At 68.6% G+C, this 25,346-nt stretch carries 23 protein-coding genes and 1 tRNA gene; 12 read left to right on the plus strand and 12 right to left on the minus strand.

Translation table 11 applies throughout. The annotated features are described in order from the left end of the window. Positions 1–2: 2 nt before the first annotated feature. Entirely contained in the window at positions 3–731 is a 729-nt protein-coding gene (locus tag AC1RQF_RS18720; RefSeq protein WP_492872669.1) for a DUF2968 domain-containing protein, read from the plus strand. A 125-nt stretch (positions 732–856) separates the two neighbouring features. Here the strand turns inward: AC1RQF_RS18720 and hfq are convergent, their stop codons facing one another. From hfq to AC1RQF_RS18745, 5 genes are all read right to left on the minus strand, one after another. Then, positions 857–1,417 carry an RNA chaperone Hfq gene (gene hfq / locus AC1RQF_RS18725; protein ID WP_274003526.1) on the minus strand — a complete coding sequence of 187 codons (561 nt, stop codon included), beginning with the start codon at positions 1,415–1,417 and terminating at the stop codon, positions 857–859. 382 nt (positions 1,418–1,799) lie between these two features. Beyond that, complete coding sequence (locus tag AC1RQF_RS18730; RefSeq protein ID WP_492872670.1) at positions 1,800–2,723, minus strand: DUF1571 domain-containing protein; 924 nt, start codon at positions 2,721–2,723, stop codon at positions 1,800–1,802. Between the two features lie 33 nt (positions 2,724–2,756). Next, a complete protein-coding gene (locus AC1RQF_RS18735) occupies positions 2,757–4,508 on the minus strand; it encodes an AMP-binding protein (RefSeq protein ID WP_492872671.1) in 1,752 nt (583 codons plus the stop codon). A gap of 89 nt (positions 4,509–4,597) precedes the next feature. After that, positions 4,598–5,404, minus strand: a complete 807-nt coding sequence (locus AC1RQF_RS18740) for a TetR/AcrR family transcriptional regulator (protein ID WP_274003522.1) — start codon at positions 5,402–5,404, stop codon at positions 4,598–4,600. 213 nt (positions 5,405–5,617) lie between these two features. Further along, entirely contained in the window at positions 5,618–6,835 is a 1,218-nt protein-coding gene (locus tag AC1RQF_RS18745) for an MFS transporter (RefSeq protein ID WP_274003520.1), read from the minus strand. A gap of 270 nt (positions 6,836–7,105) precedes the next feature. Here AC1RQF_RS18745 and AC1RQF_RS18750 point away from each other — a divergent pair, with 270 nt between their 5' ends. From AC1RQF_RS18750 to AC1RQF_RS18765, 4 genes are all read left to right on the plus strand, one after another. Beyond that, positions 7,106–7,651, plus strand: coding sequence for a GNAT family N-acetyltransferase (locus tag AC1RQF_RS18750; RefSeq protein WP_274003519.1), 546 nt, complete (start codon positions 7,106–7,108; stop codon positions 7,649–7,651). An 82-nt stretch (positions 7,652–7,733) separates the two neighbouring features. Beyond that, on the plus strand, positions 7,734–8,360 hold the full coding sequence (locus AC1RQF_RS18755; RefSeq protein WP_274003517.1) for a ParB-like protein: 627 nt from the start codon (positions 7,734–7,736) through the stop codon (positions 8,358–8,360). A 33-nt stretch (positions 8,361–8,393) separates the two neighbouring features. Continuing rightward, entirely contained in the window at positions 8,394–10,100 is a 1,707-nt protein-coding gene (locus AC1RQF_RS18760) for a SulP family inorganic anion transporter (protein WP_274003514.1), read from the plus strand. 318 nt (positions 10,101–10,418) lie between these two features. Next, positions 10,419–11,072: a ProQ/FinO family protein gene (locus tag AC1RQF_RS18765; RefSeq protein WP_492872672.1), complete on the plus strand. Its 654-nt coding sequence runs from the start codon at positions 10,419–10,421 to the stop codon at positions 11,070–11,072. Between the two features lie 167 nt (positions 11,073–11,239). On the opposite strand, the gene lhpI is transcribed toward AC1RQF_RS18765, so the two are convergent. After that, complete coding sequence (gene lhpI, locus AC1RQF_RS18770; RefSeq protein WP_492872673.1) at positions 11,240–12,157, minus strand: bifunctional Delta(1)-pyrroline-2-carboxylate/Delta(1)-piperideine-2-carboxylate reductase; 918 nt, start codon at positions 12,155–12,157, stop codon at positions 11,240–11,242. 310 nt (positions 12,158–12,467) lie between these two features. On the opposite strand from lhpI, the gene AC1RQF_RS18775 reads away from it, so the two are divergent. The 5 genes from AC1RQF_RS18775 to lhpH all read left to right on the plus strand — a co-directional run bounded on the left by AC1RQF_RS18775 (position 12,468) and on the right by lhpH (position 17,537). Further along, positions 12,468–13,202 carry a FadR/GntR family transcriptional regulator gene (locus AC1RQF_RS18775; protein WP_274003509.1) on the plus strand — a complete coding sequence of 245 codons (735 nt, stop codon included), beginning with the start codon at positions 12,468–12,470 and terminating at the stop codon, positions 13,200–13,202. Positions 13,203–13,469: 267 nt separating this feature from the next. Continuing rightward, positions 13,470–14,729 carry an aconitase X gene (locus tag AC1RQF_RS18780; RefSeq protein ID WP_492872674.1) on the plus strand — a complete coding sequence of 420 codons (1,260 nt, stop codon included), beginning with the start codon at positions 13,470–13,472 and terminating at the stop codon, positions 14,727–14,729. Next, positions 14,710–15,183 carry an aconitase X swivel domain-containing protein gene (locus AC1RQF_RS18785; RefSeq protein ID WP_274003505.1) on the plus strand — a complete coding sequence of 158 codons (474 nt, stop codon included), beginning with the start codon at positions 14,710–14,712 and terminating at the stop codon, positions 15,181–15,183. Before AC1RQF_RS18780 ends, AC1RQF_RS18785 begins: the two co-directional genes overlap by 20 nt. Before the next feature lie 175 nt (positions 15,184–15,358). Further along, a complete protein-coding gene (locus AC1RQF_RS18790; protein WP_492872675.1) occupies positions 15,359–16,474 on the plus strand; it encodes a branched-chain amino acid ABC transporter substrate-binding protein in 1,116 nt (371 codons plus the stop codon). Between the two features lie 64 nt (positions 16,475–16,538). Continuing rightward, positions 16,539–17,537, plus strand: coding sequence for a trans-3-hydroxy-L-proline dehydratase (lhpH, locus tag AC1RQF_RS18795; RefSeq protein ID WP_492872676.1), 999 nt, complete (start codon positions 16,539–16,541; stop codon positions 17,535–17,537). Between the two features lie 100 nt (positions 17,538–17,637). Here lhpH and AC1RQF_RS18800 read toward each other — a convergent pair. Both AC1RQF_RS18800 and AC1RQF_RS18805 read right to left on the minus strand, forming a co-directional pair. Beyond that, positions 17,638–17,724, minus strand: a tRNA-Leu gene (locus AC1RQF_RS18800). A 239-nt stretch (positions 17,725–17,963) separates the two neighbouring features. Beyond that, complete coding sequence (locus tag AC1RQF_RS18805) at positions 17,964–18,596, minus strand: TetR/AcrR family transcriptional regulator (protein WP_274003500.1); 633 nt, start codon at positions 18,594–18,596, stop codon at positions 17,964–17,966. 58 nt (positions 18,597–18,654) lie between these two features. Between AC1RQF_RS18805 and AC1RQF_RS18810 the strand changes: the two genes are divergently transcribed. Next, positions 18,655–20,172 carry an FAD-dependent oxidoreductase gene (locus tag AC1RQF_RS18810; protein ID WP_492872677.1) on the plus strand — a complete coding sequence of 506 codons (1,518 nt, stop codon included), beginning with the start codon at positions 18,655–18,657 and terminating at the stop codon, positions 20,170–20,172. 59 nt (positions 20,173–20,231) lie between these two features. Here AC1RQF_RS18810 and AC1RQF_RS18815 read toward each other — a convergent pair whose 3' ends face one another. The 4 genes from AC1RQF_RS18815 to AC1RQF_RS18830 are packed head-to-tail and all read right to left on the minus strand — an operon-like array spanning position 20,232 to position 24,147. After that, entirely contained in the window at positions 20,232–21,053 is an 822-nt protein-coding gene (locus AC1RQF_RS18815; protein WP_492872678.1) for an ABC transporter ATP-binding protein, read from the minus strand. Next, positions 21,046–22,110, minus strand: a complete 1,065-nt coding sequence (locus AC1RQF_RS18820; protein WP_274003493.1) for a FecCD family ABC transporter permease — start codon at positions 22,108–22,110, stop codon at positions 21,046–21,048. The genes AC1RQF_RS18815 and AC1RQF_RS18820 overlap by 8 nt, the downstream gene beginning before the upstream one ends. Further along, complete coding sequence (locus AC1RQF_RS18825) at positions 22,107–23,048, minus strand: alpha/beta hydrolase (RefSeq protein ID WP_492872679.1); 942 nt, start codon at positions 23,046–23,048, stop codon at positions 22,107–22,109. The genes AC1RQF_RS18820 and AC1RQF_RS18825 overlap by 4 nt, the downstream gene beginning before the upstream one ends. 1 nt (position 23,049) lies before the next feature. Continuing rightward, the gene (locus tag AC1RQF_RS18830) at positions 23,050–24,147 is read right to left on the minus strand and encodes an ABC transporter substrate-binding protein (RefSeq protein ID WP_274004318.1); all 1,098 of its coding nucleotides are present in this window, start codon (positions 24,145–24,147) and stop codon (positions 23,050–23,052) included. A 267-nt stretch (positions 24,148–24,414) separates the two neighbouring features. Between AC1RQF_RS18830 and AC1RQF_RS18835 the strand changes: the two genes are divergently transcribed. Then, positions 24,415–25,293 (plus strand): helix-turn-helix transcriptional regulator, encoded by an 879-nt coding sequence (locus AC1RQF_RS18835; RefSeq protein WP_274004317.1) that lies wholly within the window; start codon positions 24,415–24,417, stop codon positions 25,291–25,293. Positions 25,294–25,346: the final 53 nt, after the last annotated feature.

Raw genomic sequence — 25,346 nt, forward strand, 5'->3', positions numbered from 1 at the left:
AAATGAGCCATAAAAGGGTATTGGGGAGCGCATTCATTGCGCTGGCAGCGCTGGCAGCGATGGGAGGGATGCAAGGCGCTCAGGCGCAGGCATTGGACAGCGATTCGGCAGCCGCGCCCGCAGCGGCCGCGGCGCCTGCCGCCGGTGTGCTGAACCTGTCGACGGCCGCCCCGCAACCGTTGCCCGCGACGAACCCGCAGCCCGTGCAGCCCGACGCGAGCGCGCAGAGCACGATCGACGATCTGCAACGCCAGATCCAGTCGCACGACCTGACCGAGATGCGTACTGCGTACAACGGCAGCTACGGCGCGAGCCTGTTGTTCAATATCAAGGAAGGCACCTATTTCGTCGCGCTGTTCCAGCAAAAGGCATTCTGGCGCGTGATCAAGACCACCAACGAGGTGCGCGCCGAGGCGATCTACCGCGATTTCTCCCGGCAGGCGGAGTCGTTGGCCACGACCGAATTGCAGTCGGCCCGGCTGGAATCGCAAAAGGCGCAGACCGATCGCCAGATCGCGGTCGTGCAGCAGCGGGCGAGCCGCCTGCAGGCCGACTTGAGCGTCGCGCGCGAGCAGCAGACGGCGGTCGCGAACCGCCAGAAGGCGACGCGCAACGAAGCCGCGGCGTTGCAGGCGCAGAAGGAAGCGTTGCAGGCGCAGCTGCGGCAGTTGCAACAGCAGGTCCGTTCGCTGCAGCGGCAGGCCGACGCGGGTTTGCCGAACACGCACTGAGCGGGGTCTGAAAACGGGGAACGAAGCCTGCGGGTTTCGTTTCATCGGACCCGCGGCAAGCGAAACAGCCGGACAAAAAGAAAAGGCAGGCCCGATGGCCTGCCTTTTTTGCTGCCGCGCGCGGCTTATTCGCTGTCGGTCGGGCCGAGCGGGCGGCGGCGGCGCGTGACGATCACGGGGCCGGCGCCGTTGTTGCTGCGCTCCGGCGCGGACGGGGCGCCGCCCGCGCCATCGTGCGGCGCGCCATACGAGGTGTCGCGGGGCTCGCGCGGGGTGTAGTCGCCGCGCGGCTCACGGGGCTCGCGCGGGGCGTAGCCGTCGCCGCGGGATTCGCGCGGCGGGTAGCCGTCACCGCGCGATTCGCGACCGCCGCCATGCGAGCCGTACGGGCTGTGGCCACCGCCTTCGCGGCCGCCGGGGCGGCCACCGCCGTGACCACCCGTGCGCGGCCCGCGCGGGCCGCCCGGGCGGGAACCGCCGGTGTCGAGCTGGATCGTCGAAATTGCGCGCTTGTAGATGCCTTGCAGACCGACGGGCGTGCGCAGCATCACCAGGTACTGATCGAACGACTCGATGCATCCCGTGAGGCGAATGCCGTTGACGAGATAGATTTCGACGCGTTTGCGCTCCTTGCGCGCGGCGTTGATGAAGTCGTTTTGCGGATGGGATTCTGCAGGATTGGCCATTGAGAAGCGGCAGGAGCCGGCGTCAGATGAGAGTTATGCGTTAGCGCGGCGCGCAAAGCGCACCGTGTTTGGCGGGATTTTACCCTGTTCGACCCAGGTGCGTGCGCGTGTGTTTGTGTCTAACCGTTACCCACTATAGACGCTTGGGCCGGTTTGCGCGATTTGTCCGTTCGGCCGAACGCCGTCCGGCGGGGCGCGACGGCGATGTGACCGTGGCCGCGACGGCGCGGGCCGCGCGCGCCCGTGACAGGGGCGTGACGGCGAGGCGGACCGGCTGCGCCGTGCTTGCGCCGGGCGCGACGCGCGGGGGCGAACGGGCGCGGGCGGCCCGCCTCGCGGCGTGGGCGGCGGCGCGGCCCGATGTCGCGTCGTATGGCGGCGGTCAGAACTTGTACTCGGGATTCTTCGGGTCGAAGGTCGCATCGTCGAAGGGTTTCGGCGCGATCTTCTCGAACACGATCCGCTCGAAGATCCGTCCGTCGTTGTCATAGGACTCGACGGTCCGGAAATAGGGCTGGCGCAGGTCGAGCCCGAGCGTTTCCTTCTTCGCATAGAACTGCGGCCGGCCGGTCGGCGTCTCGTAGGTCAGCGCGACGACGCGCACGCCGCCGAGCGTCTTCACTTCGACATGGGTCGGCCGGCTCACTCCGGCTTCCAGGTACTTCTTCCCTTCGGTCAGGTATTGGTTGGCGATGTACTCGGTGCCGAGGTCGCGAACCTGATGGTTCGACTGCGAGCGCGCGAGTGTGCCGTCGATCGCGGTCCACATGGGGATCTTGCCGAGCAGGCCGCCCAGGTGCCCGTACATCTCGTCGCTGCGCTTGGTGGCGTCGTAGATCGTTTCCTGGCCCGCGTGCGCGCCGTCCGGCAGCCATTTCGCGTAGATCCGCAGCGGCTCGCGCGTGGTCCGCACGAGCATGTGGTCCGGCGTATCCGGCCATTTGCCGCGGATCCGCTCCTCGCGCCGCATCGTGAATTCGTAGGACGGGTAGCCATTCGGACCCGCGGCGATATAGCCGGGCACAGCGAGCGGATCGAGCGCGGTGAACAGGGCGGTCAGCGTCGCGTCGTCGAGTTTTTCCAGCGTGCCCTGGCGAGCGGCCGTGCGCAGCCAGCGCGATTGCTGCTCGACCGGCAGCTTCACGACCTTCGCGAGGTCCGGCGGCAGGGCGGCCGCTTCGGCGGCGGGCGTTGCGTCCGCCGCCGCCGGGCCTGCCGCGAGTGCGAGGGCGCCCGCCAGCGCCGTGGCCGCGAGCCGCTTGCGCAGCCGTTGCGCGGACGTGCCGCGTGCTTCGATCTGTGTCATCCCTGCCTCCCGGAAATAGGCCGACAAAACTGCTTAGTGCTCCTTTCGGCTCGCAAGTTTCGCCAGCGCCTCATCGCGCAGCGCGCGGCGCAGGATTTTCCCGACGTTGGTCTGAGGCAGCGCGTCGCGGAACTCCACCAGTTTCGGGGTCTTGTAGCCGGTCAGGTTCTTGCGGCAGTGGGCGAGCACCTCGTCGACCGTCAGCGACGCGTCGCGCGGCACCACGAACACCTTGACCCGCTCGCCCTGCACCGGGTCCGGCACGCCGATCGCGGCCGCTTCCCGGATGCCGGGGTGCATCACCAGGACCTCCTCGATCTCGTTCGGATAGACGTTGAAGCCCGACACCAGGATCATGTCCTTCTTGCGGTCGATCAGGCGGACAAAGCCCTTGTCGTCCATCACGCCGATGTCGCCGGTCGAGAACCAGCCCTCGGCGTCGATCACCTTCGCGGTCTCGTCGGGGCGCTGCCAGTAGCCGCGCATCACCTGCGGCCCCTGCACGCACAGCTCGCCCGGTTCGCCGAGGTTCGCCCAGCTGCCGTCCTCCTTGCGCAGGCGCACCCGGGTCGACGGCGCGGGCAGGCCGATCGAGCCGCTGAAATCGTGCATGTCCTGCAGGTCGACCGGGTTCATCGTGACGATCGGCGAGCACTCGGTGAGCCCGTAGCCTTCGACGATCGGGCAACCGGTGACCGTCTTGAAACGCTCCGCGACCGAGCGCTGCATCGCCATGCCGCCCGCCATCGCGAGCTTGAGCTGCGAGAAGTCGCGGCGCCGGAATTCCTCGTTGTCGAGGAACGCGTTGTAGAGCGTGTTGATGCCGGTGATCCCCGTGAAGGTTTCGTTGCGCAGGATCTTCATCACCATCCTGGTGTCGCGCGGATTGGCGATCAGGATGTTGCGGCCGCCCAGGCCGATGAAGATCAGCGCGTTGAGGGTCAGCGAGTAGATGTGATAGAGCGGCAGCGGCGTCAGCACGGTCTCGACGTCGCCCGTCATCTGGTCCGAGACCCACGACTTGGCCTGCAGCAGGTTCGCGATCAGGTTGCCGTGGGTGAGCATCGCGCCTTTCGCCACGCCGGTCGTGCCGCCCGTGTACTGCAGGAACGCGAGCGCGTCGCGGGTCAGCGGCACGGGCGTGGCCGGACGGCGCGCGCCCTGCGCGAGGGCCGTCCGCAGCCGCACCGCCCCGGGCAGGCGATAGGCCGGCACGAGCTTCTTCACGCGCTTGAGCACGAAGTTGATCAGCCGGCCTTTCGCATTGAGGCCGTCCGCGAGCAGGTCGCCGAGCGCGGTCACGAGCACGTTCTCGATCACGGTGCCGGGCAGGGCCTCTTCGAGCGTCTTCGCGAAATTCTCGAATACGACGATCGTTCGCGCGCCGCTGTCCTTCAGCTGATGCGCGAGTTCGCGCGCGGTGTAGAGCGGGTTCACGTTGACCACCACGGCGCCGGCCTTCAAGGCGCCGAACAGCGTGATCGGATACTGGAAGGTGTTGGGCAGCATGATCGCGACCCGGTCGCCGGGCCGCACGCCGATGCGTTGCAGGTACGACGCGAACGCGTCCACCTTGCGCGCGAGCGCGCCGTAGCCGAGCTTCGCGCCCGCGCTGAGATAGGCGGTCCGATCCGTGTAGCGCGCCGTGCACTCGTCGAAATACTGGACCAGCGATTCGTACTGCGTGAGATCGATCTCATGCGGCACGCCGCGCGGATACGAGGCATACCAGACGCCATCGGTGTTCGGCGTCTGGGCCGCGGCGGATACGACGGGGGCGGTCATCGGAGTCTCCTGGCTGATGATCTCGACGCGCCGGCGCGCGACGGCGCCGGGCTGCGCGGCGTGCGCCGCGCGCTGCGGGGTGGGGTGGGTCAGGTCGTGTGCGGCTCGGGCGTATCGGCGGGGGCGCTCTGGCGAACCGGCGCGATGCTCTGGGCAAGCGGGCACAGATCGGGCGGCAGCGTCGCGCCGGCCGCCGCCGCATCGCCGAGCACGGCGGCGAAGATCGCGAGCTGGGTCGCGTCCGGCATCGGCGCCTTGAGCGCGGCGACGATCAGCGACGACAATCGCGCGATCAGCTGCACGTCGTTCATCGTGCGGCCCTGCGAGAATTCCTCGATCAGGCTGTCGGTCTCGGCGCCCGCGAGCGCGCCGGACAACGCACCGATCGCGTAGTGCAGCCGCCAGCCGAGTTCGGCGCGCGGCAGGTTCGGCAGCGCGCGCTGGAACGCATCGAAGAAGCGGCCCGCGACGCTGGCGTAATGCGCGGTCAGGAAACTGCGCACGAACGTCGACGGATCGGTGTAGGCGCGCCCGATCAGCCGCAGGAACGCGCGGCCGCCGCGCTGCGGATCCCGCGAGGCCTGCAGCGCGGGAATGAACATCGCCCCGAGCACGTGCTCGCAGGTCACGTTCGCGCCGAGCTGCGCGTCGAAGCGATCGAGCAGCCGCAGGCGCTCCTCGTTGAGCTGATCGAGCCGCCGCGACAGCATGGCGTGGATCAACGCCTCCTTGCTGCCGAAGTGATAGTTGACCGCGGCGAGATTCACCGCGGCGCGCGAAGTGATCTGCCGCATCGACATCGCCTCGAAGCCATGTTCGATGAAGAGATCTTCGGCCGCATCGAGGATGCGCGCCTTCGTCCCGCCGGATTGCCGGCTGGCTTGACGAACTGCCATGTTCCGCCTCCCATGCCGGTTTCCCGGCCCGCGAACAAGCGATTCAAATATGTAATTGAAACAACCGTTTTTATTAAGATAAAAAGCGTCGAGGGTCGGCGGCAAGCATCTTTGTCGATAGATTCCTCTAGAGTTTGAGGTGCGTTGCAGCATGAAAAGGCGCGGGGCGCGCCGTGGCGCGCCCCGCACGATGATGCACTGCACTTCGTGTGGCTAGGCGGCGGTGCTGGTCGCGGCGGACTGCGTCATGTCGATGCCGCGCCGTTCGCGGCTGAACAGGATCAGCACGGCGATCACGACCGCGACGATGCCCGCGACGATCGCGAGCGCGAGCCCATAGTTGTTGTCGTGGCTGACCGCGATCTGCGCCTGCCAGGTGGCGTTGCCGGCCGCGAGCAGATTGCCGAGCTGGTAGACGAAACCGGGGAAGGTCGCGCGGATCTCGTCCGGCGAGATCTCGTTCAGGTGGACCGGGATCACGCCCCATGCGCCTTGCACCGAGATCTGCATCAGGAACGCGCCGATCGCGAGCGCGACCGCGCCGCTCGAGAAGGCCCACAAGGGCAGCACCGGCAGCGCGATCAGGGCTGCGATGAAGATCGCGCGGCGCCGGCCGATTTTTTCGGAAAGCGAACCAAAGGTCAGCCCGCCGACGATCGCGCCGATATTGAGCACGATCGCGATCAGCGACACCGTGTGCGGATCGAACTGATGCTGTTCGCGCAGGAAGGTCGGGTAGAGATCCTGGGTGCCGTGCGAGAAGAAATTGAACGCGGTCATCAGCACGACCGCGTAGACCGACAGCTTCCAGTTCTGCCGCAGCGTGGCGACGAGGCTCGGGCGCGGGCGCTTCTCCATCTGCTTCCAGGCGGGCGATTCGGGCACGTGCGAGCGCACGTAGAGCACGAGCAGCGCGGGCAGCACGCCGACCATGAACATGCCGCGCCAGCCGATGTACGGGTAGAGCACCCCGAACACCACCGAGGCCAGCAGGTAGCCGCTCGGATAGCCGGCCTGCAGCAGCCCGGACACGGCGCCGCGCGAATGGGTCGGCACGGTTTCCATGGTCAGCGCCGAACCGACGCCCCATTCGCCGCCCATCGCGACGCCGAACAGCGTGCGCAGCACGAGCAGCGCCGCGAGGCTCGGCGCGAAGCCGGACGCGAGTTCGAGCAGCGAGTAGCAGGCGATGTTGACCATCAGCGTCGGCCGGCGGCCGAACCGGTCGGCGAGACGCCCGAAGATCAGTGCGCCGATCGGACGGGCGGCGAGCGTGAACGTGACCGCGAGCGCGACGGCCGGTATTTTCGTATTGAATTCGGCTGCGATATCTTTCAGCACGAACACCATCAGAAAGAAATCGAATGCATCGAGTGTCCAGCCGAGATAGGCCGCAATCGTGACGTTTCGTTGTTCTCGGGTCCAGCTCATGACTGCGGTCTCCTGGTGAGGCGCGCCGGAATCGCTTGCGCCGTCCCGCTGCGCGCGCGGCGGGCGGTACGTCGAGTGTACGCCGCCCATCGCACGGTCGTGGCTTTTGCCGGTTCCGATCGGGATTAATCCCTATGAAAATAAGCCGGGTGATATGCGAGAGCTTAAATCGGGTGATCGCGAATGAAAGAAATGTATTTTTAAATTAATATCGAGTTAATTTAATTGAAAGAATTGGAATGCGTGGACCAGGAATGCAAGGAGCGCGACATGCACGCTGTTGAAGGGCCGGCGCTGCCGGTGTTCGAGACCGGGCGCCTGTGGCTGTGCCCGAGGCGGCTCGCCGATCTCGAGGCCTGCCTCGCGATGGACCGCGATCCCGAGGTGACCCGGCACATCGCGGGCCCGTGGGCGGATCCCGTCGAGCATCGGCGCTTCGTCGAGCATCGAATCCTGCGCGACTATCCGGCCGGGCTCGGCTACTGGTCGATCTTCGAGAAAGCCGACCCGGCGCGCTTCGTCGGCTGGGTCCTGCTGATCCCGGATTATTCCGAAGGTGGCCGCGAGGTCGAGATCGGCTGGCGTCTCGTGCGCGAGGCCTGGGGGCGCGGCATCGCGAGCGAGGCCGCGGCGCGGATCGTCGCGCACGCGTTCGGGACGGTGCGGCTGCCGCGCATCATCGCGGACATCGCGGCCGAGAACGCAGGCTCGCTCAAGGTCGCCCGCAAGCTCGGCATGCGCCGCGTGGAGATCGTGCAGGACGGCCGGCCTTACGTCCGGCATCGCCTCGAACGCGGGGATCTCGCGCAAGATTGACGTCCCCGGGGCCACAACGGATTAACGGCCGCGCGATTCCGCGGTATCGTTGCCGGCATTCTCGTTTCGGAAGGACTCCATCATGGCGCTTGGCAACGATGTGCACCTGGTTCCCGCAAAACTCGAGGCGCTGCGGCCCACGCAGATGACGGTGGGCTATCGCGAGGTGAAGGCGAAGCGCAAGCACTGGAAGAGCCTGAGCAAGAAGGCGCGCAAGGCGGCGATCGAATCGCACTGGTTCCCGGCGGTGCTCGGGCCGGACCAGCAGTACTTCATCGTCGATCACCATCACCTCGGCCTGGCATTGATCGAGGAGGGCGTGACCGACGTCAAGGCGATGCTGCTCAAGGATCTGTCGTGGCTCGACGAGACGATCTTCTGGCGCATCATGGAGCATAACCAGTGGGTGCATCCGTTCGGCATCGACGGGCAGCGCCATGATTTCACCCGGCTGCCGAACGTGCTGACGGGCCTCAAGGACGATCCGTATCGCAGTCTCGCCGGCGAGCTGCGCACGGCGGGCGGCTATGCGAAGGACGCGACGCCGTTCAGCGAATTCCTGTGGGCCGACTACCTGCGCCCGAAGATTCCGCTGGCCAGCATCCGGAAGGATTTCGCGAAGGCGCTCGAGGCGGCGCTCAATCACGCGCATGCGCAAGACGCGCGCTATCTGCCCGGCTGGTCCGGACTGATCGTGCCGAAGGCCTGACGCTCCCTGTTCCTTTCGTACGCCGAGGCCCGCATGGACACTCCGAACCGCCCCGATGCCGGGCCGCAGCATGTCACGCATTTCGCCGCGCTCGATACGCCGCCGGCGCCGCGCGGCGAGCAACTGGCGCGGGACGCGCTCGCCGGCGTGTCGATCGCGGGCTTGCTGATTCCGGAGGCCGTGGCCTATGCCGGCCTCGCGAACCTGCCGCCGCAGGCGGGCCTGATCGCGCTGCTGGCGGGGCTCGTGGTCTATGCGCTGACAGGCAGCAGCCGGTTCGCGATCGTGTCGTCGACCTCCTCGTCGGCCGCCGTGCTGGCCGCGACCGTGCTGTCGGAGTCGGGCGGGGGGGCGGCGGCGCAGCTTGCGCTCGCCGCGGCCCTCGTCGCGACGACCGGGGTGCTGTTCATCCTGGCCGGGGCGGCGCGGCTCGGCGGCATGTCCGATTTCATCGCGCGCCCGGTGTTGCGCGGCTTCACGTTCGGCCTCGCGCTGACGATCGTCATCAAGCAATTGCCGAAGATCCTCGTGGTGCCGGTCAGCCATAGCGACACGCCGCATGTCGCGCTCGATCTGCTGACGGGCCTCGCGCATGCCAACACCTACAGTCTCGCGCTCGGCGCGGCGGCGTTGGCGATCCTGTTCGTGCTCGGGCGCCGCTCGCGGGTGCCGGCGACGCTGATCGTCATCGTGCTCAGCATCGCGCTCGGCTACTGGATCGACTGGTCGCGCTATGGGATCGCGGTGGTGGGGCACATCGACCTCCAGCATCTCGCCTTCGGCGTGCCCGCGCTCGACCGGGCGGCATGGATGCAGACCGCCGAGCTGGGCTTCGCGCTGATGCTGATCCTGTACGCGGAATCCTACGGCTCGATCCGCAATTTCGCGCTCAAGCATGGCGACACGGTATCGCCGAATCGCGATCTCGTCGCGATCGGCTGCGCGAACCTCGTCTCGGGCCTGTGTCACGGGATGCCGGTCGGCGCAGGGTATTCGGCCACGTCCGCGAACGAGGCCGCGGGCGCGCAGACCCGGGTGGCGGGGCTGTGCGCGGCCGTGGTGATCGCGTTGATCGTCTGGCTGCTGTTGCCGCAGCTCGCGCGCACGCCGGAAGCGGTGCTGGCCGCCATCGTGATCTTCGCGGTCAGCCATTCGCTGCACCCGGCGGTATTCCGGCCATACTGGGCGTGGCGCCGCGACCGCCTCGTCGTGCTCGCGGCCCTGCTCGCGGTGATCGTGCTCGGCGTGCTGCACGGCCTGCTCGCCGCGATCGGCGTGAGCCTGCTGCTGACCCTGCGCAAGCTGTCCGAGCCGAACGTGAGCGAGCTGGGCCGGCTGCGCGACAGCCACGACTTCGTCGATATCACGATGCATGCCGATGCGAAGCCGATCCCGGGCGTGCTGATCGTGCGGCCCGAGGCGCAGTTGTTCTTCGCGAACGCCGAGCGCGTGCTGAATCGGGTGCGGCAACTCGCGCACGAGGCCGCGACGCCGGTCGACACGATCCTGCTGAGCCTCGAGGAGTCGCCGGATGTCGACGGCACCACGATCGAGGCGCTCAAGACCTTCGCGGCCGAATGCGACGCGCGCCATTGGCGGCTGGCGCTGGTGCGGCTCAAGCCGAGCGTGCTCGAGGTGCTGCGGCGCGCGGGCGACGACACGCTGAAGCCGACGTCGCTGTCCGAGCTGAGCGTCGACGAAAGCCTGCAGATATTGGCGCGCGCGGGTGCGGCCGGCTGAGGCGGCCGCGGCCGCTGGACCCGCGGACGGCCCGCCGACGGGGCGTGCGACCGGCTCGTGCGGCGCCCGGGCAGACGGCGCGGCGCCTTGATTACGGTTGACCGGCGCGTCGGGATGCGCATAATCCAAGGCGGGGCGGCCCGCTAGGCGTAGAATGCGCGCAGCCGTTGCGGCAGGCCGGTTGCAGCGGGCGATCCGGATGAGAAACGCGCAGGGATACTGTACAGTGCTGTTCCGTGACCGTGCATCAGGCACGGGACGGGTGGCGCTTCCCACATGCGCTTCCGGCGATATGAACCAAACAGACTGAATTGCACGATGGGTTTTGAACAACTTGCCGAGTTGAAAAAGCAACTCGCGGCGCAAGCCAAACAGACGAAACAGGCGAAGCAGGGTCAGTCCACCGGGCAAGCCCGGCCGGCTGACGGCAGGCCGAAGCGGCCGGCCGAGAGCAAGCCGAAGGCTGCCGCGCCGCGCGCGAGGGCGCGCGAACCGCGTGAGCCACGCGAGCCACGCGAGCCGGTCGATCCGCTGGTCGAATCGATCTGGCACCTGCAGAAACAGTTTCCGCAAGCATTCCCGAAAAAGCCTGCCGCCAAGGTGCCGCTCAAGCTGGGCATCCTGAAGGACGCCGCGCAGCACCTGGAAGCGCTGGGCATGACGGAGGCCCAATTGCAGCAGGCGATTGCGACCTGGTGCCAGGGCAGCCGCTATTGGGCATGCCTCGTCGAGAATGCGGTGCGCGTCGATCTGCAAGGGCAGGCCTCGGGCACGGTGACCGCTCAGCAGGCCGCGCACGCGCGGCGGCTCGCGTCGCGCCGGCCGCAGGGCAAACGGCCCGCCGGCCAGCGTCCGGGCACGGACAAGGCTGCTGCACCGGCTGCCGCTGCGGCCCAGCCGGCGAACGAAGCCGGTGTGGACGCACCGCAAGCGGTCGACGCAAGCGCGGCATCGCCCGCCGACGCAAGCTGAACCGCCGCTCGGGGAGCCGTGGCGCGTGCCGCGGCTCGTCGGACGGGCCGCATGCGTCCTGGAGCAGGGCTTCGACCCTCTTGCCCGTCTGCTCCGCGAATTCACACCGATCGTTGCCTTGCGTGCGTCGTCACGTCCGGCGCCGCTTCGTCGCGCGCCGGCCATGCTCAGCCCAGCGCCGCATGCGCGACCCGGCAAGCGGCCAGATCCCAGGCCGCGCAGCCCACGCTCTTGAAAAGCCAGGGCGCGCGCGTGTCGATATCGCTCTCCTTCAGTCGCTCCGCAAGCGCGGCGACCTTGCTCCATGCCACGTCGGCCTGGATCAGGTCGCCGGCCTCGTGCCGCGCGCCGTCGGGATCGTCGACCACGATGCGGCTGCCGCGCACGGTGTGCGACGCGATCTCGGCCGCATCCGGCGTGAACGCGCCGACGCCGACGACCAGCCGTCCCGGGCGGGCGTCTTCCGTGTAGACGGGCGTCTTGCTCGTCGTGAGCGTCACGACGACGTCGACGGACGCGGGGATCCGCGCCGTTTCCAGCGCGCGCAGGCCCGGCGCCGCTGCGCGGTGGCGCGAGACGAAGGCGCGCGCGTCGTCCGGGGAGCGGCTGTGCACGTACAGGACCGCATCCGGAAACAGCGCGCCGAGTGCGTCGGCGTGACAGGCGGCTTGCCCGCCGGCGCCGATCAGCAGGATCTCCCTGGGCGACTGAGCGCACAGTGTGTCGATGCCGAGCGCCGTCATGACGGCCGTGCGGCGTCCGGTGACCGTCGGGCCGTCGAGCGCGAACGCGATCTGTCCGCTGTGCGCATCGCAGGCGACGACCTGACCGTGAATCGTGGGCAGCCCGCGCGAGGCGTTGCCCGGGCAAACGTTGATGAGCTTGTGGATCGCGAGGTCGTCGCCGCGAGCGGGCATCGAGAGCATCACGCCGCCGCCGTGCAGCGGGACGACGAGCCGGGCGGGGCTGACGACGCGGCCGGCGTCGTATTCGAGAACGGTATCGCGCAAGGTGGCGAGAAGTGCGTGGTGGTCCAGCAGTGCGGCGGTTTCCTGGGCATCGAAGTTGCGTTCGGAACGAGGCATGGGGTTGACCTGGGGCGGAGTGGGGGGCGCACGAGCCGACCGCGCTCATGCGAGGCTTGCGCTGAATTTAGGCCACTTCTGGTACGAGAATAATCCAGATTACTCCTGATGGTTAGGTGTTGGTATCGTCTGGAGTCCATCGGCGGCATCCAGGCGCGCTGCATACGATCGACTGATGCGCGCGCGTTCACCATCGGGGCTTTGCGTTAAGATTTCGCCATAATTGGTTGTGTCTGGAACCAATGTCACAACCCGTGCGTTTCCGGTTGCGACGTGGCTTGCCCCTCTGTTTCCCGTCCGGTCAAACACCATGACTCCATCTAGCTCTTCCGTCGACGCGGCGTTCCGCCCCTTGCAGATCTACGAACAGGTCGCGGCGAAGCTGCGCGCGGAAATCCGCGCGGGGCATGTCGAGGCGGGCGCGCGCCTGCCTTCGGAGCGCGAGCTTGCGACGCGCTTCGGCGTGGGCCGGCCGGCGGTGCGGGAGGCGCTGGGCGCGCTGGCGAACGAGGGGCTCGTGCAGACCCGGCGCAACTCCGGGACCTACGTGGCCGACGACGCCGTCAGCCGGCTGGCGGCGGGAAGCGCCGCCGGGCGCGTCGAGGCGGCGGACTACAGCCCCACCGCGACGCTCGGCGTGCGGCTGATTCTCGAGCCCGCGATCGTGCGGCTCGCGGCGGCCAGGCGCAAACGGGACACGCTCGCCGAGCACTATCTCGAACAGATGGAGTCGATCGTCGACGTCTCGGATCCCGTGCAGCAGGCGCTGTGGAATGAGAGCGATCGCCTGTTTCATCGGCAGCTTGCGATCATGACCGGGGATGCGCTCATCGCGAAGATCGCCGACGAGATCGCGGCGACCATGGACCAGCCGCTGTGGCGACGGCTCAAGGAAGACGGCATCTACGATCCCGCGCGCATCCGCTTGTACGTGGCCGAGCATCGGTTGATCTACGAGGCGATCCTCGACGGCAATGCCGACGCCGCCGCGTTTTACGTCGAGCAGCACATACACCGGGTGCAGCGCGATATCGCGCCCAAGTGAGGAGGAGGGGCTTCACGCTGCGGGGCTATCGATGTTGGTAAGAGCGGATCCAGTTTTCATGAAATTGGATCTTTTCTTATCCAGATTGTCGAGGCAATTTCCTTGATCTTGCGGCTATTTTGAGATTTATTCGTGGATGTGGCCTGGCGGCGGTTGGCGAAGTGGTATAAATAAAAACCACTATGGTTGGCTTGATCGGTCTCCCGTACAGTGTCCGTGACGTCACCTCGCGGAGGTGAGGCGAATCGGACACCACGGGACGGCCAGATGCTTCAACTGAGCGGGCGCGACAGCGCAATGCTGGACGGTGCGCACGGCGAGGGCGTCGCGCGGGCGATGCGGATCGTGGCGCGTACGGCGGATGTCATGTCCGCCCCGCGCTTGATCGACGTGAGCGCCGCTCATATCGACGGTTGTCTGTATCACGGCCAGGCGAGTCTCGATTTCGTCGAGTATTTCGTCGCCAGCGGCGCGCGCGTTGCCGTGCCGACGACGCTCAACGTCGGCTCGCTCGACCTCATCCATCCCGAGCTGTATCGCGGCGACCAGCAGGTGCGACGCGACGCGCAGCGGCTGATGGATGCCCATCTGCAGATCGGCTGCGAAGCGAGCTTCACCTGTGCCCCTTACCAGCTTGCCCGGCGTCCGGCGCGCGGCGACCAGATCGCATGGGCGGAATCCAATGCGATCGTGTTCGCCAATTCGGTGCTGGGCGCGCGCACCAGCCGCTACGGCGATTTTCTCGATCTGGCGGCCGCGATCACGGGCAGGGTGCCCTATGCGGGGCTGCACGTCGAAGCGAATCGCGCCGCGCAAATCGTCGTCGAGGCGCCGGACTTCGCGCGGCTGCCGTCGCGCGACATCTACTTCGCGACGCTCGGGCTGTGGCTCGGCAAGCGCGTGGGGGCGACCGTGTCCGCGATCGTCGGCCTGCCGGCCGACACGACCGAAGACGAACTGAAGGCGCTCGGCGCCGCCGCGGCGTCGAGCGGCGCGGTCGCACTGTTCCACGCGGTCGGCCTGACGCCCGAGGCCCCCACGCTGGACGCGGCGCTGCAAGGCCGGGCGCCGCTGCAAACGGTGGCGGTCGCGATGGCCGATCTCGTCGACGTGCGGCGTCGGCTGAACAGCGCGTCGCCCGGCGATCCGCTCGTCGCGGTGGCGCTCGGCACACCGCACTTCTCGCTGGCCGAATTCGAGCAGCTCGCGGTCTTGCTCGCGCCGCTCGACGGCCCGCTCGGCTGCGATTTCTATGTGAACACGAGCCGCTTCGTGCTCTGGCAGCTGACCGAGGCCGGCATGCTGGCCGGCTTCGAGCGCCTGGGCGTGCAGATCGTCGTCGACACCTGCACCTACATCACGCCGGTGATGAAGCAGATGTCCGGGCGGGTGATGACCAATTCGGGCAAGTGGGCGTCCTACGCGCCGGCGAATATCGGCGTGAGCGTCGCATACGGCAGCCTGCGCGAGTGCGTGCGGTCCGCGATCAACGGAAGGGTGTGGTTCGATGACGAAACGATTCGATAACGCGGGCGCCGGCGCGGCGTGGTCGGGTGCCGCGCTGGTGGCGGGGCGCGCCTGCGCCGACCTGATCGTGCTGGCGCAGCCGCTCAGCTTCTGGGGGGGATACGACTCCGCCTCGGGGTTGATCATCGATCGGCAGCATCCGCTCGCCGGACAGAGCCTTGCGGGCAGGATCATCGTCATGGCGCGCGCGAAAGGCTCCAGTTCCAGCAGCAGCGTGCTGGCGGAGGCCATTCGCCATGGCACGGGGCCGGCGGGCATCGTGTTGCAGGAGCGGGACCTGATCCTGGCGATCGGCGCGATCGTTGCGGCCGAGTTGTACGACCTCCACGTGCCCGTGGTCTGCCTCGATGCGACGGACTTCGAGCGGCTCGCGGCAGCGTCGGGGCGGCTCCGGATCGATGCGCCGGCGGCGCCGGGCCGTGCGTGGCTCGCGCTCGACGCCGGGCCGGTATAGCCCGCGAATCAGCCGCGAGATCGGGATCGGATCTCGCGGCTTATGTTTCGTCATCCATATCGATTCGATCCGTCGATGCCGCGGCGACGGGTGTCGCGACATCCGCATCCGCGCGGTGTCGCGAGGGCCCCTTTGTCCTGGCCCGGCCGGCGGCGCGCAAACCTGGAGGGGTGTGATGGGGAAGACGCCGATTGTCGTTGCCTGCCTGCTGATGGGGGCGATAGGGAGCGCGGCCCGCGCGGAGCAGGTCGTGAGCATTGCATTGTCCGGACCGCTGACGGGACCGCAGGCGGTCAGCGGCAAGGACGACGAGAATGGCCTGCGGCTCGCGATCGAGGGGCTCAACCGGAATCCGGTGGTGGTCGGCGGCCAGCCGGTCCGGTTCAGGTTGTTGTCGGAGGACGACCAGGCCGATCCGAAGACGGGCGTACAGGTCGCGCAGCGCCTGCTCGACCAGGGGCCTGCCGTGTTCATGGGGCCGCAGAACTCGGGGGTGGCGATTCCTGTGGCGCGCCTCACGAGCGCCGCGAGCGTGCCGATGCTGTCGGTGGCGTCGAATCCCCAACTGACGAAGCTCGGCTACCGGAACATCTTCAGAACGGGCGCGACCGACCGGACGCTGGGCGCATCGATGGCGACCTTCGCGGTGGAACGGCTGCAGGCGCGGACGGCCGCCGTCGTCGACGATCGCACGGCCTACGGTCAGGGGCTGGCCGACGAGTTCGTCGCGCAGGCGAAGCGCCTCGGGCTCGCGATCGTCGCGCGCGAATTCACGCATGCGCAGGCGAGCGATTTCATGGGCGTGCTCACGACGATCAAGGGCCGGAAGCCGGACGTGATCTTCTTCGGCGGCTACACGCCACAGGGCGCGCCGATGGCCCGGCAGATGGCGCAGCGCGGCGTGACCGCGAAGCTGCTGGGCGGGGATGGCATCTGCGCCGACGACATGGGCAGGATCGCCCGCGACGCGTCGGCGAATGTCTTTTGCGCGATGAGCGGGACGGGGCTCGCGGCCACGCCGGCGGGGCGCGACTATGCCGCGCGTTATCGGAAGCGTTTCGGCAGTGACCCGCAGGCTTATGGGATCACGTACTACGATGCCATGATGCTGGTCGCGCACACGATGGCGGCGGCGCAGACCGTCGAGCCCGCGAAGCTCCTGCCCGCCTTGCGCGCCGGGTCGTATCGGGGTGTCGCGGCGACCTATGCGTTCACGCCCGAAGGCGAACTGGCGCAGGCGCCGACGACGGTGTTCACGTTCCGGGACCAGCGGCTGGTTCCGGTCGAATGATCAACCGGCCGGCGGCGCGCGCGGTTGCGTGCCGTCCGTCGGCCGGATCTGAAGGAGCGATCGCATGAAGACGTTTTCGACCGTCGAGCTGCACACCGCGGGGGAACCCTTTCGTCTCGTCACGGAGGGGCTGCCGCGCATTCCCGGCGCGACCATCGTGGAACGGCGGCGCTGGTTGCGCGCGCACGCGGATCCGTTGCGGCGCGCACTGATGCACGAGCCGCGCGGACATGCCGACATGTACGGAGCCTACCTGACCGAGCCGGTCAGCGCGCACGCGGATTTCGGCGTGATTTTTATCCATAACGAGGGATACAGCGATCACTGCGGTCACGGCGTGATCGCGCTGGCGACGGCGGCCGTCGCGCTGGGCTGGGTGACGCGCGTCGCACCGGAGACGCGCGTCGGCATCGACGCGCCGTGCGGGTTCATCGAGGCGTTCGTGCAGTGGGATGGCGAGCGCGTCGGCGCGGTGCGCTTCATCAACGTGCCTTCGTTCATCTGGCAGCGCGATGTGACGGTGCGCACGCCGTCGTTCGGCGCGGTGACGGGCGATATCGCGTTTGGCGGGGCGTTTTATTTTTATGTGGACGGGCGCGCGCACGGGCTGCCGATCCGCGAATCCGCGCTGGGCGACCTCGTGCGCTTCGGCGCGGAGGTCAAGGCGGCCGCCAATGCGACGTTCACGCTCGCGCATCCGGAGATGCCGGACCTCAACCACATCTACGGCACGATCATCGACGGCGAGCCGCGTCATCCGGGCTCGACGCAGGCGAACTGCTGCGTGTTCGCGGACCGGGAAGTCGACCGTTCGCCGACCGGGTCGGGCACGGCGGGGCGCGTGGCGCAGCTTTATCTGAGGGGGCGTCTTGCGCGCGGCGAGACGCTGGTCAACGAATCGATCATCGGCACGGTGTTCAAGGGGCGCGTGATGAGCGAGACGACGGTGGCGGGGAGGCCGGCCGTGATTCCGGAGATCGAGGGGCGGGCGGCGATCTGCGGCCACGCGCGCTGGACCATCGACGAGGACGATCCGCTTGGTTATGGGTTTTTGCTGCGATGAGCGCGGGCTGCGTGCGTATGTGCTGAATAGCGAAAAAGCCCGCTTGCGCGGGCTTTTTCGCTATTCAGCACGCTTTCGAAAAAGCCGCTGAAGAAATAAATGGTGCCCAGGAGAGGACTCGAACCTCCACGGTGTTGCCACCGCTAGGACCTGAACCTAGTGCGTCTACCAATTCCGCCACCTGGGCACGTCTTGCATCAATCAAGCAAGACCGCAATTGTATATGAGTGATGGAACATGTCAACAGTATTTTAGGGTGAGACCACAAAAAACTTGGCAAGGGCATACGCGGCGTTGATCGCGGAGGTTCCGGCGGGCGTTCCCGTGCAATCGCCGAGGCGAGGGCGGGGCGGCGGTAACCGATCCCCATTGGCCGCGAGGATCGGCGGACGCGCGCCATGCCGTGCTCGCGCGGACTTCCCGTGTTCAGGCGTAAGGCGTGCCGGCCAGGGCCGCGTTCAGGCCGGCGCTGCCCTGGTCGACCAGGGCCAGAAAGGTCGCTTCGGCTTGCGCCGCATCCTGCCCGTCCCGAAAGGCGCGATGCGCTTCGATGAGCGCGACGGTCCATGTCGCGAGCAGCAACCCGGCCGCCAGATGCGCTGCAGGATCGCCGGGCGCCCGTCCGACGCACTCGGTCAGCGCCGCCGCGACGGTTTGCGCGATCTCGCCGCGGATCGCGCGGGCCCGGGCCTTGAGGGTTTCACTGCCTTCGATCGTCGCCACGAAGCCCTGGCTTTCGGGCGAGAAACGCACATAAGGGCTGCGCTCGGCCACGAGCCGATGCGCGAGCAGGCGCAGCACCTCGATCGGCGCGACCCGCGGGTCGCGCGCCCGCAGCGTTTCGAGCAGAACCGCACGGCCTTCCTCGTCGCGATCGAAGAACATGTCCTCCTTGCGCGGGAAGTGATTGAACACGGTCATCCGGCCGACGTCGGCGGCGGCCGCGATCTCGTCCACCGTGACGTGCTCGAAGCCCCGTTCGAGAAAAAGCCGGGTCGCGACATTGGAGATGCCTTGCCGCGTGGCGAGGCGCTTACGGGATCGACGATCAGGTGGCATTGACATGGCGCTGACGATAGCATAGTTTGTATACTCAGTACATATTTTGATTAAGTATATGAACGAGACGATCGACGTGGTGATTGTGGGCGCGGGGCCGGTCGGACTGTTGACCGCGATCGAACTGACCCTGGGCGGTGCACGTGTGCTGGTGCTGGAGCGTCTGGCCGCCGCGAGCCGGGCCATGAAGGCCTTGTCGCTCGGCGCGCTGGGATGCGAAGCGCTGGCGCGGCGTGGCATGGCGGAGGCGATCGCCTCCGCCGAGGCGCGCAGCATGGCGACGATGGAGGCGTTCGCGGCGCAAAGCGGGGTGGATCTGCGCAGTCGCGCGTCGAAGTTCAGCGGTCATTTCGCGGGCCTGGCCTTGATCCGCAGGGATGCGCAAAAAGAGCCGCAGCGGCGCGGGCGGGCCGTGGATCAGCCCGACCTCGAAGCCATGCTGGCCGACCGTGCGCGGTCGCTCGGGATCGAGGTGCGGCGCACATGCGAGGTCACGCGCCTCGCGCAGCGGGCGGACGGCGTCGAGGTGGCGTGGTCCGCTCCGGCAGGCGGCGGCCGGGCGCACTGCGCCTATCTCGTCGGCTGCGACGGCGGGCGCAGCCTCGTGCGCAAGCTCGCCGGTTTCGATTTCCCCGGCACCGCGCCCACGATGACCTTCTATCAGGCCGTCGCCGAGATCGATCCGCCCGGATGCCTGCCGTCGTTCGGCTGGTATCGCACAACCGGTGGCGTATTCGCCTATGGGCCGCTCCCAGGGCGCTTGTTCATGCTGGACTTCAGCGGTCCCCCGGCGGATCGGCAGGCAAGCATCACGCGCGAGGAAATCGAGGCGGTCCTGCGCCGCGTCAGCGGCGTCGACGTCCGGGTGAATGCGCTCGAAAGCGGGAGCCGATGGGCGGACAACACGCGGCTCGTCGACCGCTACCGCCGGGACCGCGTGCTGCTTGCCGGCGATGCGGCGCATGTCCATTCGCCGTTCGGCGGCCAGGGCCTGAGCCTCGGTCTCGGCGATGCGGCGAACCTTGGCTGGAAGCTCGCCGCCGTCATTCGCGGCGAGCAGCCGGACAGCCTGCTCGATACCTATACGAGCGAGCGCCGGCCGGTGGCCGAGGCCGTGATGGCGAACACGCTGGCCCAGGTCGCCATCCTGCGGCCGGATCCGCAGGCCGGCGCGATGCGGGACCTGATGGCGCACCTCATGCAATTCGATGAGGTCAATCGTTTTGTCGGCGAGATGATGAGCGGCCTGTCCACCCGCTACGATCTCGGGTCGGCGCTCGACGAGGTCGGGCGTTCGATCGGCGACCGGCCGATCGAACGGGGCGACGGTGAGGGTTCGCTCTACGCGCTCATGCAGGACGGCCGCGGCGTCTTTCTCGATGCGTCGCTGGACGGGGCGGCGTCCGGACGTGTTGCGGCCGCGACCGGACGGGTGCGTTGCATCGCCGTCGAGCGGGGGGCGTCGATGCTGATCCGCCCCGATGCCTGCGTCGCCTGGGCCGGCGACGAGAACGACATGGACGGGCTGGAGGCCGCGCTTCGTCGCTGGTTCGGTTCGCCCGCGGTCACGGCGTGAGCGGTTCACCCGGCGGGCGAACGCCTCGTGGTGGCCGCCGGGCGAGGTCCCTGCGCACGTCACGCGACCGGATCGACCTCGATCTCGGCGGCAGGCGCGAGCGCGCGCTCGGCCAGGACGACGCAGTCATCGCTCGCGGTGCGCTCGATCCGTGCCTCGACCTGATAGGCGCGCCGCACGTGCTCGACCTGCAGCACCTCGGCCGGGCTGCCGCAGGCGAGCAGGCCGTGCGGCCCCAGCAGCGCCATCCGGTCGCAGAAACGCGACGCGAGGTTCAGGTCGTGCATCGCGACCAGCACGATCGCGCCGCGCCGCCGCGCCGCGTCGCGCATCGCTTCGAGCGCGAGCAATTGCCAGCGCAGGTCGAGCGCGCTCGTCGGTTCGTCGAGCAGCAGCAAGGGCGTGTGACGGATCAGCACCTGCGCGAGCCCGACCATCTGACGCTGGCCGCCCGACAGCTGGTCGAGCGACTTCATCGCGAGCGGATGCAGGTGCAATTGCGCGAACACCGCTTGCACGCGCGCATCGTGCTCGTGCTCGCCCAGGCCGCCGCAAGTGGCGCGCAACGCGCCGCTCACGGCTTCGTAGACGAGCAGCGACGAGGCTTGGGGCAGGCTTTGCGGCAGGTAGCCGACGCAGCGCAGATGGTCGCGCCGTGCGCAGCGCAGCAGGTCGGTCGGCCCGAGCATCGCCTCGCCGCGCGCGGGGAGCAGGCGCGCCAGCGCGCGCAACAGCGTGGATTTTCCGACGCCGTTCGGGCCGAGCACGGCGACCATGCAGCCCGGCGCGATGGGCGGCAGCGCGAGGCGCTCGACGATCGTGCGCGCGCCGTACGCGACGCTGACGCCGACGATGCGCAGTGTGGGGTCGACGTTATGCATCGCGCCTCCGGCGTCGGGTGATCAGCAGCATGAACAGCGGCACGCCGACGAGCGCGGTGATGATGCCGATCGGCAGCACGACGCCGCTGATCAGCGTCTTGCTCAGGATCGACGCGCCCGACACCATGATGGCGCCGGCCAGGACGCTGCCCGGCAGGTAGTAGCGATGATCCTCGCCGACCAGGAGGCGCGACATGTGCGGGCCGACCAGCCCGACGAAGCCGATGGTGCCGACGAACGACAGCGCGGTGGCCGACAGCAGGCTGATGCGCACGAGCGTCAGGAGCCGCAGCCGCTCGACCGCGATGCCCATGCTGCGCGCCTGTTCCTCGCCGGCGCGCAGCGCCGTCATGGTCCAGACCTGGGTGCCCGACCAGAGTCCGCACAGCGCGAGCACGCACGACAGGATCGCGATCTTGCTCCAGCTCGCGCGGGCTAGGCTGCCCATGCTCCAGAACACGATCTGCTGGAGCGCGTTGCTGTCCGCGATGAACTGGAGCAGCCAGAGCAGGGCCTCGAAGCTGAACATCAGGCCGATGCCGAACAGGACGACGGTCTCGGTGGTCGCGCCGTGCCGCCACGCGAGCCAGATGATGAGCAGCGTCGCGCCGACCGCGCAGCCGAACGCGCCGAGCGACAGCGCGAGGTTCTCGTTCCACAGCACGAGCTGCCAGCCGCTGATCACGACGAGCGACGCGCCGACGCTCGCGGCGGCCGACAGGCCGAGCGTGAACGGGCTCGCGAGCGGGTTGTTCAGCACGGTCTGCATTTCCGCGCCGGCCAGGCCGAGCGCGCTGCCCACGAGCACGGCGAGTACCGCGTAGGGCAGCCGCACGTCCCACAGGATCACGTGTTGTTCGAGCGCCAGCCGTTCCGGATGCAGCAGGCCGGCGACGAGGTCGCGCAGCGGGAACGGCGAGGGGCCGGTCGCGAGATCCGTGGCGAACAGCGCGGCGAGCGTGACCGCGAGCAGGCCCAGCGCGGCGAGGCGCCGCAGCGCGACGGCGCGATAGCGGCCGCGCAGCGAGCGCTGCGCGGCGACGGCGGGCGCGCTCATGCCGATGCCTCCGTAGGGGCGCAGGCGACGCCGAGCGCGAGCGCCGCGCTGCGCGGCATCACGCCGCCGTGGTCTTCGCCGTCGAGCAGGCGGAACGTCGCCCGCAACTGAGGCACGCGCTGCAGGCTCCGCACGAGTTCGCGCGCGGAGCTGACCTGCCGGCGCTCGGCCTGGCGCCGCGCGCGTTCCGGATCGGGATGCGGCGCGCCTTCCTCGAGACCGCCTGCGGTCACGAGCACGGTGGTCGGGGCGGCGAGCGGCGCGGCCTGCCCGATGAAGCGGTCGCGGTAGGGCAGCAAGGCGCGCTCGCCCCACCAGATCGACGGGCTCGCCGCGACATGGCGGCTGAACAGCGCGGGGCGCGTGAACAGTGCGTACAGCGTGAACAGTCCGCCGTACGAATGGCCGAACAGCGTCTGGCGATGCGGATCGAGCGACGCCTGCCGGGCGAGCCAGGGGCGCAGCCCGTGTTCGAGGAAATCGAGCAGGGCATCCGCGCGCGGGCGGCCGGCGTGCGGCGCGAGCGTGTAGTCGTTGGTGCGCGCGTCCATGTCGTAGGCGGCATCGGTGGCGTAGCCGAGGCCGACCACGATGGGCGGCGCGCCCCGCAGCGCGCCGGGGCGCGCGGCGTACTGGCGCGCGAGCGGCGCGAGGAGCGGGAACGACGCATTGCCGTCGAGCGCGTACAGCACGGGATAGCCCTCGGGCGGCGCGTGCTGCTCGGGCAGCGCCACGAAGATGCGCCGCATGCGGCCGTCGAACGCGATGTCGAACTGATGGCTGCCGGGAATCGTCACGGGGCGGGCGGCGCTCAGGCCGGGCCAGTCGCCGTTGCCGGCGGGGCGCGGCAGCGACGCCACGGGCGCGATGCAGCCGGACAGGGCGCCCGCGCTCGCGAGCAGCAGCGCGCGGCGCGTCGGATGGACGGGATGCGGCATCTCAGCGCCCGACGCTCGTCCAGTATTCGCCTTGCAGCGCGATCGGCTGGAAGCGGCGATACATCTCTTCCTGCGTGCGGCGCGGATCGAGATCGGCGAACAGGTCGGGATGCAGCCACTTGGCCATCGCCTGCACCGCCACGACGTTGAACGGCGAATTGTAGAAGTGATGCCAGACCGCATGGGCGCGGCCCTCGCGCACGGCGCGCAGCGACGCGATCTTCGGCCGCTGCAGCACGTGTTCGAGCGAGCGCCGCGCGACGTCGGCCGGGACGCCCGCGCCGAGCGCGATGCGTTGCGGCGCGCTCTGCACGGTCTGCATCGAGCCGACCGCGGTGCCGATGTAGACGTCGGGCTGCTTGGCGAGCAGGAATTCCGGATTGAGCGTGCCGTGCTCGCCCGGGATCAGCGGCTTCGCGATGTTGTTGCCGCCCGCCGCGTCGAGCAGGCGCCCGAGCATGCCCGTCATCGTGTCGCAGCAGCCGCTCGACAGGCCGACCCGGCTTTCGAGGAACACGGTGGGGGCGGGCGCCTTTGCCTGCTTCAGGCGCTGCTGGACGAGATCGAGCTGCTGCTGCCAATAGGTGTTGAACGCCGCCGCCTGCTTGGGCGCGCCGAACACCTGGCCGAGCAGGGTCATGCTGCGCGGCGTGTTGCCGAGCGGGTCGTGACGGAAATCGACGAACACGATCGCGACGCCGGCCGCCTCGAGCCGCGCGAGTGTTTCGCGATCCCGCTCGCTGGGGCCGTGGCCGCCGCCGAGCCCGAAGATCGCCACTTGCGGCCGCAGCGCGAGCGCGCGTTCGTCGCTGAAGCTGCCCGACTGCGAACGCCCGATGCGCGGTACGTCCTTCAGATGCGGAAAGCGGGCCTGCCATTGCGCGTAGCCGGCCGCGTCGAGTTGTTCGAAATCACCCATCATGCCGACGAGGCGGCGGCTCGGATCGCCGCTTTCGACGATCGCGAGCGCGGGCAGCATGCGGCCCTCGCCGAGCAGCACCCGGTCGACGCGGTCGGGAATCTTGACGGTACGGCCCGCCAGGTCGGTAACGGCGACGTCCGCGTGGGCCGCGGCCTGGAGGAACAGGCTGCCCAGCATCCACGCGCAGGCCGCCAGCCAAAATTTGCTTGTCTTTATCACGCCAATCCCGATACGATAAATGATAATGATTCGCATTTTATTTTAACCGGACAAGCGTGTCGCAGCGATGCGGTTTTGTTTGGCAAAACAACGAAATGATTTGCGCCAGCCCTATTGACGGGCGCGGCGCGAACGTAGCCGGGGGCTGGAAAAATGGGTGTGCAACGGGAAATCAACGGGAACCACGAGCCGGGCCATGCCGCGCATGTCGCGAAGCTGCGCGAGGTGCGGCCGGGCTTGAGGGTGCATGCGGACGACGCGATGGACGAATTCGATGCGACGGTGTCCGGGCAGTGTTCGCCCGGGCTGCATCTGGTGCTGTTGCTGGAGGGGCGGCTCGACGTGTCGTACGGCGACCGGCGCGTGGTCCTGGCCACCGCGGCGCGGCGCGGCGCGGCCGAGCGCTCGCAGTCGTTCCTCGTCAATGCGGTCGAGCCCGAGATCTTCCGGCGCCGGATCAGCAAGGGCGGTTATGCGCGCCGGCTGAGCCTCGGCATGTCGGGCGAGTGGCTGCGGCACCTGCAGGCCGCGAGCCACGCGGCGATGCCCGAGCGGCTCGGCTCGCTCCTGTCCGGGCATCTGTCGATCGAATTCTGGCGACCGACGCCGCGCGCGATGGCGCTCGCGGAACAGATCGTCCGTCCGCCCGCCTACGCGCCGATGCTGCAGGCGATCTATCTCGAGGGGCGCGTGCTCGACCTGCTGGCCGAAGCCTTCTCGTCGCTGCAGATCGAGGCGGTCGCGCCGGCCGCGGAGCGGGACGCGCCGCTCGACTCGCGCGCTTACCGGCGCATGGCGGAATTGCGCGTGTTCCTGGGCAGCGACGCCGCGCACGCGATGTCGCTCGACGACATCGCGCGCCACGCCGGCATGAACGCGAACGCGATGCAGCGGCAGTTCCGCCGCGCCTACGGCACCACCATCTTCGATTTCCTGCGCGAGCAGAGCCTGCAGCGCGCGCGGCTCGCGCTCGAGCAGGACGCGATCAGCGTCAAGCAGGCGGCGGCGCTCGCGGGCTACACGAGCGCCGCCAATTTCGCGACCGCCTACAAGCGCCGCTTCGGCGTGACGCCGAAACTCGCGCGCAGCAGCGGGCGGCACTGAACGGCGCGGCTTACGGCAAACAAATTCGTTTCTTACGCAAACATTCCGGCTGC

This window comes from Burkholderia sp. GW821-FHT14F03 (assembly GCF_058803765.1).